The sequence below is a fragment of the Ralstonia psammae genome (assembly GCF_958405935.1).
Taxonomy (GTDB): domain Bacteria; phylum Pseudomonadota; class Gammaproteobacteria; order Burkholderiales; family Burkholderiaceae; genus Ralstonia; species Ralstonia psammae.
In genome coordinates this window covers 374,622-386,929 of the sequence record NZ_CATZBU010000005.1, presented here as the reverse complement: position 1 = coordinate 386,929, position 12,308 = coordinate 374,622, and the positions used below count along the sequence as shown (strand labels likewise).

General features: G+C 65.4%; 8 protein-coding genes. 7 read left to right on the top strand and 1 reads right to left on the bottom strand.

Annotated features, from left to right (window positions below; translation table 11 throughout):
• On the top strand, window positions 1-1,200 hold a 1,200-nt coding region (locus R2N16_RS13910), incomplete at its 5' end, for a hypothetical protein (protein ID WP_428984129.1).
• 10 nt (window positions 1,201-1,210) lie between these two features.
• Here R2N16_RS13910 and R2N16_RS13905 read toward each other — a convergent pair.
• A complete protein-coding gene (locus R2N16_RS13905; RefSeq protein WP_316666324.1) occupies window positions 1,211-2,359 on the bottom strand; it encodes a cation diffusion facilitator family transporter in 1,149 nt (382 codons plus the stop codon).
• Between the two features lie 242 nt (window positions 2,360-2,601).
• Between R2N16_RS13905 and R2N16_RS13900 the strand changes: the two genes are divergently transcribed.
• The 6 genes from R2N16_RS13900 (at window position 2,602) to R2N16_RS13875 (ending at window position 12,222) form a co-directional block, all read left to right on the top strand.
• The gene (locus R2N16_RS13900; RefSeq protein WP_316666323.1) at window positions 2,602-3,270 is read left to right on the top strand and encodes a response regulator; all 669 of its coding nucleotides are present in this window, start codon (window positions 2,602-2,604) and stop codon (window positions 3,268-3,270) included.
• Between the two features lie 4 nt (window positions 3,271-3,274).
• Window positions 3,275-7,585 carry an ATP-binding protein gene (locus R2N16_RS13895; protein ID WP_316666322.1) on the top strand — a complete coding sequence of 1,437 codons (4,311 nt, stop codon included), beginning with the start codon at window positions 3,275-3,277 and terminating at the stop codon, window positions 7,583-7,585.
• A gap of 169 nt (window positions 7,586-7,754) precedes the next feature.
• Window positions 7,755-9,377 (top strand): flavin-containing monooxygenase, encoded by a 1,623-nt coding sequence (locus R2N16_RS13890; protein WP_316666321.1) that lies wholly within the window; start codon window positions 7,755-7,757, stop codon window positions 9,375-9,377.
• Between the two features lie 28 nt (window positions 9,378-9,405).
• Window positions 9,406-10,296 (top strand): SDR family NAD(P)-dependent oxidoreductase, encoded by an 891-nt coding sequence (locus R2N16_RS13885; RefSeq protein ID WP_316666320.1) that lies wholly within the window; start codon window positions 9,406-9,408, stop codon window positions 10,294-10,296.
• Window positions 10,297-10,306: 10 nt separating this feature from the next.
• Entirely contained in the window at window positions 10,307-11,329 is a 1,023-nt protein-coding gene (locus R2N16_RS13880; RefSeq protein WP_316666319.1) for an alpha/beta fold hydrolase, read from the top strand.
• Window positions 11,326-12,222, top strand: a complete 897-nt coding sequence (locus tag R2N16_RS13875) for a metal-dependent hydrolase (protein WP_316666318.1) — start codon at window positions 11,326-11,328, stop codon at window positions 12,220-12,222. The genes R2N16_RS13880 and R2N16_RS13875 overlap by 4 nt, the downstream gene beginning before the upstream one ends.
• Window positions 12,223-12,308 lie beyond the last annotated feature (86 nt).

Sequence of the window (12,308 nt, the reverse complement as noted above, 5' to 3'; positions counted from 1 at the left end):
CCCCCCCCCCCCCCCCCCCCCCCCCCCCCCCCCCCCCCCCCCCCCCCCCCCCCCCCCCCCCCCCCCCCCCCCCCCCCCCCCCCCCCCCCCGACCCGCGTCAATACATGCATGGCATCGGTGCGGTGCCTGGCGCAACGGCCAACACCTTCAACGTGTTCTTCAGTGCCTCGGGTCTGCCACCACGGGGTGCCGATCGCAGCGGCAGCTGGCCGCATGACGTCTATGTCGCGCAATGGCATGCAGACACGGGCGTGCTCGATGCCCCGCGCATCTTCATCCAGAAGCCCGAGGCACAGGAGCCTGTGACGGTGGCACGCAACCGCGCGGGCCAGGTGATGGTGTCGTTTGAAGACGGCTGGAATGCGCCGGAAAACGTCAACCAGCGCTTCGGCATCTACGACACCGCGCTGCGGCCCATCAAGCCGTATCCGCAACTGGTGGAATCAGGCGGGCACTCGGGCCATATCACCGCCGTGGGCGACCGCTTCGTGGTGTTCTATTCCGACGGCTGGATCACCGGCGGCGGCGTCGATAACCTCGGCAGCGGGAACGGCGTCTACCTGAAGGTCTACGACGGGCACGGCCGCCGCCTGCACAACGTCGATGTTGCCGATGGCCGGCGCGAATGGTGGCCCATGGTGGCAGGCGGCAGCACCCATGCGCTGCTCGCCTGGCAGCAGTTCGTGCCAGGCCAGACCGAAGCCAATCTGAAGATCGCCATCTTTGATCCGGTCAGCGCACGCGTGACCGGCGAGCAGCTTCTGCACAAGCATCTGCAGTACTACACCTACAGCGTCGCGTGGCTACCGGCTGTCGAACGCTTCCTGCTGGTGGGCGTGGCCAAGGGCAACGGCTTTGCCGATCTGATCGACACCACGGGCAAGGTGCGCGCGTCCATTCCGTGCATGCCGGCAACGGTGCGCGAGGGAGGCATTGCGGTGAACCAGAATACCGCCTACACGCCGGCCGCCGATGGCCGTCTGCTGCAACTCCAGGCAGAGCCGGATTCGCTCACCCTATCTGCCACGCTGATGAACACCGACGGCCAGCGCGTGCAATGGCGCCCGGTGGGCAGCACCGGTTTGCTGCGCACGTCGGGCGCAATCGACTGGATGTCGCTCACGGAAAAGGGGTTGGAGCAGCTGCATTTCGACCCCACCAAGGCGCAACCGGCCAACGCGGTCGACCAGTGCCGCTAGCGCGAAAAGCTCAAGCGTCGGTCACGAGCACGCGCAGGCGTACCAGACCATCCCACTTGGCGTGGATGGCATCGGCAATGCGGGCGAGTTCGGCGGCCAGTGCAGGCGGCAGGATCAAGTCGACCTCCACCGCGCCGTCGACGTAATGCAGGACGCAGTGGCGCGCGTCCAGCGGCGTGCCGGGTGGCAGCAGTTGTGCCAGCACGGCGTGCAGCGCATCGCGGTCGGGTAGCGGGACGGGGTCGGTCGCGATGTGCTCGCGCGGGTCGACGTGGATCTGCACGTCGAGCACCGCCATGGCCGTATGTGCAGTCAGTACGTTGGTGCGGGCGCGGACGGCAATCGCATGGCCTTCGCTCACGGAGACACGCGGGTCCACCTCGATATGCGCATCCACCAATGCCTGGTCTCCGGTCACACGTGTACGCAGATCGTGCACGTTGATCACGCCGGGTGTGGCTTCCAGGCTGGCGCGAATCGCCTCCACCTGCGCGGGCGGCAAGGCCCGGTCCATGAGGTCATTGAGCGCTTCCCACCCAAAGCGCACGCCCACCCGGCCGATCATCAGCCCGACGACGCAGGCAGCCACGGGGTCGAGCCAGTGATAGCCCATCAGGTTGCCCGCCACGCCAATGGCCGCCACCAACGACGACACTGCATCGGAACGCGCATGCCACGCATTCGCAATCAGCATGCGTGAGTTGATGCGCTTGGCCACGGCCAGCATGTAGCGGAACAGCCCCTCCTTGGCCGCCAGCGCGATCAGCGCCACCACCAGCGCCAGACCATGCACCGGCGCCGGCCCCTGCGGCGAGCGCAGGCTCTCCACCGCGGCCCAGATCATGCCCGCGCCCGCCCCGACGAGCAGCAACCCCAGCCCCAGCGACGCAGCGTTCTCGTAGCGTGCGTGGCCGTACTGGTGGTCTTCGTCCGGCCCCTTGTGGCTGTTGCGGTTGGCGATGAAGACGATGCCATCGGCGATCAAGTCCGACAGCGTATGCAGCCCGTCGGCCACCAGGCCCTGCGAATGCGACCACAGCCCCGCCGCAATCTGCCCCGCCGAGAGCAGGCAATTGACGCCCGCGCTCACCAGCGTGGAGCGTTCGGCGCTCTGCCGGCGCGCGGCCGCAGAAGGTACTGTCGGAGAAGTGGGCGTCATGGGAAATCGGTGCGTTCAAGCGTGCGAAGCAATCGCGAGCATTGTGCCACGCACCGAAGCGCCCCCCCTTGCTCCGGACGCATGGCTGCGATCACAACGCGCCGCGACAAATTTGCACCACAAGAGCGCAGATCGGGGCGTACTAATAGGAGTTTTCCGATGTTCCGCGCTTGCGGCTTCGGCGATTCTCAGCAATCCGGCAAACAGGTTGCCGGACGTTACACGCTCGGAGATTCGTCGACATGCAAGCCCCCATCCAACTCGTCATTGCAGATGATCACCCGGGCGTGGTGGCTGCCGTGCGGCGCCTCGTCTCGGCAGTCGACGGCTTCGAGGTGGTGGGCGAAGCCAGCAGCGCCGATGAGCTGCTCGCCGTGCTGGGCCGCGTGCGCTGCGACCTCGCCATCACTGACTACGCCATGCCCGGCAGCCGCTATGGCGACGGCATCATCCTGCTCGAATTCCTCGTGCGCCGTCACCCGGACCTGCGCGTGATGGTGCTCACCATGCTTGAGACCCGCACGCTGATGAGCAACATCCTGCGCGCGGGCATCAAGGTCATCGTCAGCAAATCCGACGAGCCGCAGCACATTCTCGAAGGCATGCGGGCGGCGGTGGACGGACGCATCTATCTCTCGCCGCTGCTCAATGCCAAGCTGCTCTGCCGCACCGGCGAGCCACAGCCCACGAAGGACGACCCGGTCAGCAAGCTCGGCAAACGCGAGCTGGAAGTGCTGCGCATGTACGTGACCGGCAAGACGGTCAGCGAGATCGCCGTGCAACTCAACCGCAGCGTCAAGACCATCAGCTCGCAGAAGCAGACGGCCATGCGCAAGCTCGAGCTTGGCACCGAGGCGGCGCTGTTCGACTTTGCCGTGCGCCACGGGCTGCTTGGCAGCGGCGAGGTTTGAACCCATGAAAGCGTGTGTTCGCCTCTCGACCGCGACCCGGCTGCGCATCGCTATAGGTGCAGGCCTGCTCGTCTGCGCGGGCGCACTGTGTTGGCTGGGAAACGCGCGCGAAGCCGAGGCGGAGGGTGCGGAACGATCGGTCCAGCGCCTGAACCAGTTTCCGTCTGAGCTTTCCGTAGGCGTGATCGGTGACGCGATGACGCCATTGGAGGGCGTGGAGGCAGACCACCTCAGCGGCTTCTCCGGCGATTTGCTGATGCACCTGATTCCGCAGGATCAGGTACGCATCGTGCCGCACATATTCACACGGCGAGACGAGCTCCTCCGGGCGGCATGCAATGGGGAAGTCGACATCGTCATGAGCGTGGCGCCGCGCTCGCAATACGATCACTGCCTGATGTATTCGGCACCCTACCTGGAGCGCCCCATCGCGGTAGTGGCGCGCGACGACCAGACCGAGTTGGCGCAGAACCCTTTTGCCACAGGAACGAGGATCGCCGTCGAGCAGGGCTCCTCGCTCGAAGACGAGCTGGCGAAGCAGTACCCGACCATCCGCATCGTCAGCACGCCCACGGCAGCCGACGCCCTCGACGCTGTATTGCACGGGGCGGCAGATGCTTACGTCGGAGTCACATACACGACGCGCGAGCTGATGTCGCAGTCACGCTACAGGCCCCTCTCGATCGTGCAGCTCGTGAACCAGCAGGTGGATGCGCTGCACTTCGCCGCGCCACGCGACCGTGCAATGCTGATCCGTTACCTCGACCGCCATCTTGCCCAGTTGCCGGACGCCACAATGGGCCAGCTTCGCGCGCGCTGGATCACCCCGGCGGGCACGCTCGGCGCCGGGCCTCAGCTCTCTGCAAGGGAACGGACCATGCTGGCATCGTTGCCGCCGCTGCGCTACGCGGCCGACCCGGACTACATGCCATACACATTCAGTGAGCCGGGTGGGGATGTCATCGGTATGGTGCCGGAGTATCAGAGCTTCCTATCCCGCACGCTCGGACTCCGGTTTGAGCGGGTCGCCGTTCAGGATTGGTCCGAGGCAATCGAGAAGGCGCGCGCCGGTTCGATCGATATCCTGCTGGGCATGTCAGACCAGGAGTCCGCACCGGCCGGCTTCGCACTGAGTCAAGCCATCGACACCACGCCCATGGTGATCGTGGGCCGCAACAACGCCGTCACGGTGGCGGCGCTACCCGAACTGTCAGGTAAAACCGTCGCGCTGCCGGCGAGCGACACGCTTGCCGATCTGCTGCATCAGAACGTGCCGAAGATCCGCATCATTCCGGCGGCGTCGGTGCACGATGCCTTGTCAATGGTGGCCGCCACCCAGGCCGATTTCACCATCGTTAACCTGCCCGTGGCCGACGCGCTGATCCGCCACCATTTCCCGGGGGAGCTAAAAGTCACGGGGTCCGCCAACACGGTCGAGAACATCGGTGTGGGTGTCTCGGCGCGGTATGCCGCCCTGCTACCGCTCATCAATCGAGCGTTGTTCGCCATGCCCGAGGGCGAGCAAGTCAGTATTCGCAACAAGTGGCTGACGGTCAGTTACCAGCTCGGACCCTCGGCTTCGGCCATCCTCACGAAGTTCGCGCCTGCCGCGGCACTCATGCTGGTCGCCCTTGTGACTCTGTTCTTCAAGCAAATGCAGTTGCGGCGCGAAAATAGGCAACGGCGTCTTGCAGAGCAATCGCTCGCGCAACAGCTCCGCTTTCAGCGTGCCCTGATGGAAGCCGTGCCGTTCCCCCTGGTCGCCAAAGATGCCGAGCATCGATACGTCGCGGTCAATGCCGCGTTCTGCACTATGTTCGGGCGGCCACGCGAGTCACTGCTGGGCTGCACACCCAGCCAGCTTGGTTTGTATTCCGCGCACGAGAATTCAAGCCTCTTCCAAATCGATCAACGGGCAGTGGAAACGAGTGAGAGCGCACGCGAGGAAATGGTGATCGAAACGCCCGATGGGCAATCGCGCAATGTGCTGTATTGGATCGAGCCGTTCCATTTGCCGGACGGCCTGCCTGCCGGCACGGTCGCTTCCATGGTCGACATCAGCGAGATCCGCGAAGCGCAAGCGCGGGCACTGAGCCTGGAACAGCGCCTGCGGGAGGTGACCGAATCGCTTCCGGCGTTGGTGTATCAGTTTGAACTGCAACCGGGCCATACCCAGGGGCGCATCACATACGTGGCGGGCAAGGCCCACGAAACGCTCGGGGTCCAACCTCGCGATCTGCTGAACTATCTGTCCACGCCGGCGCTGCTCATTCACGAGGAGGACCGGCAGCGCATGCTCGACACGGTGCTCGTCTCGGCGCAGCAACTGACGCCGTTTGACCAGCAATTCCGCCATGTCTGCGAAGACGGCGCGGTGCGCTGGCTGCACGCGCGTTCGATCCCGCATCGCGAACCCGACGGCCGCACGGTCTGGAACGGCTACCTGAGCGACGTCACCACGGAGCGCGAGCAGGCCGACGCGCTCGAGGCGGCCAAGAACGCGGCGGAATCGGCGTTGCACGCCAAAGACCGTTTCCTGGCCATGATGAGCCACGAAATCCGCACGCCCATGAACGGTGTGCTGGGCCTGGTCGAACTGCTGCAGCAGACGAAGCTCGAGGGCGAGCAGAAACAGATGGTCTCGTTGGTGCAGGATTCGGGGCGGGCCCTGCTGCATATCCTCGATGACATCCTCGATTACGCAAAGGTCGAGGCCGGCCGTCTGGATATCTCGCCGGCGGCCACGGACCTTCGCGAGGTCTTTGACGGCACGGTCGGCCTGCTGGCAAGCCGCGCACACGAGAAGTCGCTCACCGTGCACGTGGATGTGGCCGCCGACGTGCCGGCCAGCGTCTCGGTCGACAGCATTCGCCTACGGCAGATCCTGTTCAACCTGCTCTCCAACGCCATCAAGTTCACCGACGCCGGCAGCGTGCGGCTTTCGGCGGAATGCACGCAGATCACGGACGACACGGCGCATCTCGCCATCAGCGTCACGGATACGGGCATCGGGATCTCGCCGGAGGTGCAGGCCACGCTGTTCGCGCCGTTCGTGCAGGCCGAGCGCTCGACCACGCGCCGCTATGGCGGCACGGGCCTGGGCCTGGCGATCTCTCGCCAGCTTGCCGGTCTGATGGGCGGCCAGCTCGTCATGGAGAGCGCCCCCGGGCACGGCACCGCCGTCACGCTGCAACTGGCCGTACCGGTTCTTGCGGCGCGGTATGCGCTGCCGCGGCTGGCGGGCCGCAGCGTTGCCATTACCGTGGACGACCCGGTCGTGCGGCACAGCCTCGCGCAGCTTGCGATGGCGGCCGGGCTGCAACCTGCCGAGGCACCCGACGCCGATATCCTCTTGGCCACGACGGCGCAGGCACCGGAGCATGCCATCCGCATCACCGACGCCAGCTATGCCGAACCGGGTAACGCGCTGAGCATCAATCCGCTGAGCTGGCACGCGTTCGTGCAGGCGTGCGAGCGTGCGCTCCCGCAGGCTGAACACATGCAAGCGGCCAGCGCGACGGTACGCACGCCCCCCGCCGCCGTGCCCAGTGATGCGCCCGGTGCGCACATCCTCGTGGCGGAAGACCATCCGATCAACCGCGAACTGATCGCCAAGCAACTCCGGCTGCTGGGCTATCGGGTCACGCTGGCCGAAGACGGCGTCGTCGCGCTCGAGCGGCTGCGCGAACACCGTTTCGACGCGTTGCTCACAGACTGCCACATGCCCCGCATGGACGGCTTCGACCTGGCCCGGCACATTCGCCACGAAGAGCGCGGCGGCGGGTCCCGCCTGCCCATCATCGCCATCACGGCAACGACGCTCGCCGAGGAGCATGCGCGCTGCCGTGCCGTGGGAATGGACGCGAGCCTGCTGAAGCCGACCACACTCGCCACGCTGCAGGAAGCGCTGTCTGCGCTGTGGAGCCCTGGTGCCCCCGCGGCCGCAGAAGCCACCGTGGAGGAACCCTTCGCCCTGTCGCTTGACGATCTGCACGCCGCGCTCGGAACCGACCCCGCCGCGGCCGGCTTGGCGCAGGTCTTCCTCTCGTCGCTGGCCGATGATGCGAAGCGGCTCCAGCCACTGCTGGACGCGATGGACCGCCCGGCGCTGCGCCAGTGGGTCCATCGCACCAGCGGCGCACTGGCGCTGCTGCACAGCCCAAGCGTCGACGCCGTGGCGGAAGCCTTCCGCCATGCCGTGCAGAATGGCAGCCAGCGCGGCATCCGCGTCGCCGGGATGCGTGTCATGCGGCTTCTTGCGCACCTCAACGCATTGTTAAGCGACTTCGTACCGGCATCCGCCCAGGTTGGGTGACGCATGCAAATGACGGATTCATAAGGGAAATCCGTTTCAAGCGATCGATGCATCGCTTTTAGATGAACCGTTCCAATCGGTCGATTGACTCGGTCCAGGCCGCCTCCTACGATGACATCGATCAATGTCACATTAAGAGGCGCCCAGGTGGTGCCCACGGAGACACCACGTGAACGCACGGACCGATTTTCCGCGCGCCGACGCCCTTGCGCCGGCCTCGCACAGCCCTGACGCCCCCGCCCTCGTCGATGCCGCCATTATCGGGACGGGCTTCGCCGGCCTGGGTATGGCGATCCAGCTCAAGCAGAACGGCATCGACAACTTCCTGGTCTTCGAAAAGGCGGGGTCTGTGGGTGGCACGTGGCGTGACAACCACTACCCGGGCTGCGCGTGCGATGTGCAATCGCATCTCTATTCATTTTCATTCGCGCCCAATCCGGACTGGTCGCGCATGTATTCGCCGCAACCGGAAATCCGTGCCTATCTGGAGCGCTGCACCGATGAGTTTGGCGTGCGCCCACATGTGCGCTTCAACCACGAGCTGGTGCGCGCGGCCTTTGACGAAGCCGCTGGTGTGTGGAATCTGGAAATGGCCGACGGCCGCCGGTACCGCGCCCGGACGCTGATCTCCGGCATGGGTGGCCTGAGCCGTCCGGCCTGGCCGAACATTCCTGGCATCGAAACCTTCCAGGGGAAGGCATTCCACTCGCAACTGTGGGAACACGACTACGACCTGCGCGGCAAGCGCGTCGCCGTGATCGGCACAGGTGCCTCGGCCATCCAGTTCGTGCCGCAGATTGCACCCAAGGTCGGCCGCCTCGACCTGTATCAGCGCACCCCGCCGTGGATTCTGCCCAAGCCCGACCGGAAGGTCTCACGCGCCGAGCATTGGCTGTTCCGCCACCTGCCGTTCACGCAAAAGCTCATGCGCACCGGCATCTACTGGATGCTCGAGTCACGGGTACTCGGTTTTGTGATGCATCCGAAGCTGATGAAGGCAGTGGAGCGCATGGCGCGCGGCCACATCAAGCGCCGCATTGCCGACCCCGTACTGCGCGAGAAGGTCACGCCGAACTACACGATCGGCTGCAAGCGCATCCTGATCTCGAACGACTATTACCCGGCGCTCACGCGCGAAAACGTCGACGTGATCACCTCCGGCATCGCACGTGTCGAACCCAACGCCATCGTCACCACCGACGGCACGCGGCGTGAGGTTGATTGCCTGATCTTCGGCACGGGCTTTCATGCCACCGACCCGTTCCCGCGCGGCGTGCTGCTTGGCAGCCAAGGCGTGGACATTGTCGATGCATGGGACAAGCACGGCGCCGAGGCCTACCTGGGCACCACCGTGTCGGGCTTCCCGAATTTCTTCATGGTGGTGGGGCCGAACACGGGGCTCGGCCACTCGTCGATGGTGTTCATGATCGAGTCGCAGGTGGCGTACATCGTTGACGCGCTGAAGTCGATGCGCGCGCACAACGTGGCGGCCATCGACGTACGCCCCGACGTGCAGCGCCGCTTCAACGACGGCATCCAGAAACGGCTGTCGAATGCGATCTGGTCAGCCGGCGGCTGCGTGAGCTGGTACCTCGATCCGAAGACCGGCAAGAACACGACGTTGTGGCCGGGATTCACGTGGCAGTTCCGCCGCGCCACCGCGCACTTCCGGCTGGCGGATTACCGCACGCGCCCGATGGCCGTACCCAAGGGTGTGCCCCTGCGCGTACCCGCCCGCACCGTGCCCGCTGCTCAACACACCACCAACGAAGAAGCGCTTGACCGCGTCTGACACGCGCCAGCCCCAAGGAGACCCCGCCATGAAGTCTTTCAACAACCAGGTTGCCGCCATCACCGGCGCCGCGTCGGGCATGGGCCGCTCGCTGGCGCTGCAGCTCGCACGTGAAGGCTGCCACCTCGCGCTGGCCGATCGCAATGAAGCGGCGCTTGCGCAGACGCTGCAACTGGTGCGCGCGCATGAAGGCGACCGCATCCGCGTGACCACGCACGCGGTCGACGTAGCCGACCGTGCCGCGGTGTACCGCTGGGCCGAAGAAGCGGCCGCCGCACACGGCAAGGTCAACCTGATCTTCAACAACGCGGGCGTGGCGCTGTCCAGCACGATCGAAGGCATGGAAGACGACGAGCTTGCCTGGATCATGAACATCAATTTCTGGGGCGTCGTGCACGGCACCAAGGCGTTTCTGCCGCTGCTCAAGGCGACAGGCAACGGCCACATCATCAACACGTCGAGCATCTTCGGCATCTTCGCGCAGCCCGGCATGGGCGCCTACAACGCGAGCAAGTACGCCGTGCGCGGCTACACCGAAGCCCTGCGCCAGGAACTGGATCTGATGAACTGCGGTGTGTCAGCCACGTGTGTGCACCCGGGTGGCATCAAGACCAACATCGCCAAGTCGAGCCGTGTCTCGCCGAGCATGAACGGCTTCCTGGTGCGTGACGAACAGCAGGGCAAGGAAGCGTTTGAGAAGTTCTTCATCACCACGGCGGACAAGGCCGCAGAGGTCATCCTGGATGGCGTGCGCAAGAACAAGCGCCGCGTGCTGATCGGCCCTGACGCGTACGCCGCAGATGTGATGGCCCGTGTGCTGCCCGCCGCCTACCAGGCGCTGGTCGTGCGCGAGGCCCGCCGCACGCGCAAAAAGGCGCTGCGCGACGACACCGCGCCGGCCACCGTGCGCGCAAAGTAGGAGGCCGCCGATGAACACGGCCACCACCGGCGAACTGTTCGCCAGCCCCCCGCGCGCGAACCTGCTCAACGTTGCACGTGCCATGCTGCGCCCCGGCCGCATCGGCCTGCGCAGCATCGGCCGCGATGTGCTGATCGCGCGCTACGCCAAACCGCAATCGCGCTACCTGCCGCTGTTGGGCACGCGCGTGCATTACACCGATGAAGGTGCCGCCAACGCAGACGGGACGCTGCTGCTGATCCACGGCTTTGGCGCGTCGCTGCACACGTGGGACGGCGTGCTGCCGCAGCTCACGCGGCGCTACCGCGTCATCCGGCTGGACCTGCCGCCGTTCGGCATCACCGGCCCGCTGCGCGATGCGCAAGGCCGCCCGCGCACGATGGAGCTGCCGCTGTATCGCGACTTCATCGACGCGTTTGTCGATACGCTCGGCCTGTCGAAACTCACGCTGATCGGCAACTCGCTGGGCGGCATGGTGTCGTGGGACTTTGCCGTGCGCCACCCGGGCCGCGTCGAAAAACTCGTGCTGATCGACTCGGCCGGATTTCCGATGAAGCTGCCGATCTACATCGATCTGTTCAATCACCTGAGCGTGCGGATGACGTCGCCGTGGATGCTGCCCGAGGGCATCATCCGCGCCGCCACGCGCGATGTGTATGGCGACCCGTCGCGCGTGTCGGAACCGACGCTGCGCCGCTACGCCGATTTCTTCTACGCCGACGGTGCACGACAGGCCATCGGCAAGATGGTGCCGAAGTTCCGCTTTGACGATGTCGATACCAGCGGGCTGGCCTCGATCCGAGTGCCCACGCTGATCCTGTGGGGCCAGCGCGACCGGTGGATCCCGCCCGCGCATGCCGGTGAATTTGCCCGCCGCATTCCCGGCGCCACGCTGCGCATGTATCCGGCACTCGGCCATATCCCGATGGAGGAAGACCCCGTACGCGTGGGGACCGACCTCTGTGCATTTCTCGATCAAGGGCGCGCTTCGACGCGTGCCCCAATGACCACATTCCAGGAGAACCGCCCATGATGCCAGTCCGCCGCGACGTGCATCCTCACCTGCCGGCTGATCGCATCAGCAACTGGCACGAGCGAGGCACGCACGTCACCCACTTCCTGAACGCGCTGTCGATCTTCTTCCCGACCGGCGAGCGCTTCTTCATGGACAGCGTGCGCAACTACCGCCATCTGGTGACCGACCCCGAACTCAAGCAGGCCGTGGCCGGCTTCATCGGTCAGGAAGCCATGCACACGCGCGAGCATGTGCTGTACAACGATTTGCTCGACCGCGCAGGCCTGCCCGCCACGCGTATCGACCGCTTTGTCGGCAAATTCCTGAACGTGCTGCGCAAGTGGACTCCCAAGTCGCACCAATTGGCCGTGACGGTGGCGCTGGAGCACTACACCGCCATGCTGGCCGGCCAGGTGCTTTCACATGAAGATGGTCTGGGCCGCAGCTCGGAACCGGGCTATCGCCAGGTCTGGCTGTGGCACGCCATGGAAGAGACCGAGCACAAGGCGGTCAGCTACGACGTTTGGAATCTCGCCATCAAGCCCGGCCTGCGCCGCTATATCCTGCGCACCTCGACGATGTTGCTGACCACACTGATGTTCTGGTCGATGGTGTTCTACGTGCATCTGCGGCTGATCTTTGCGGATCGCACCTGCAAGAACAAGTTCTTCGGCCTGGGCAAGGCGTTCCACTTCCTGTGGATCCACCCGGCCCCGCTGCGCAAGATCATTCCGGAGTTCTTCGATTTTTTCCGACCCTCATTCCACCCGTGGGATGAAGACAATCGTGATGCACTCGAACGCCTGCCCAAGCTGATCTCGGAAATCGAAGCCTACGCGGCTGCCAATGGCGAAGCGCCGTCGCCCTCGATCCGCCGCAAGCTGTCGACGGCAGGTGCAGCCGGATCCTGAGCAGGCATTCAAAACGCCTGCCGTCATTGCCAAACGCAGCGGCGTTGGGATCAAACTAGAAATAGATAAGGCGCGCCCCACGCATG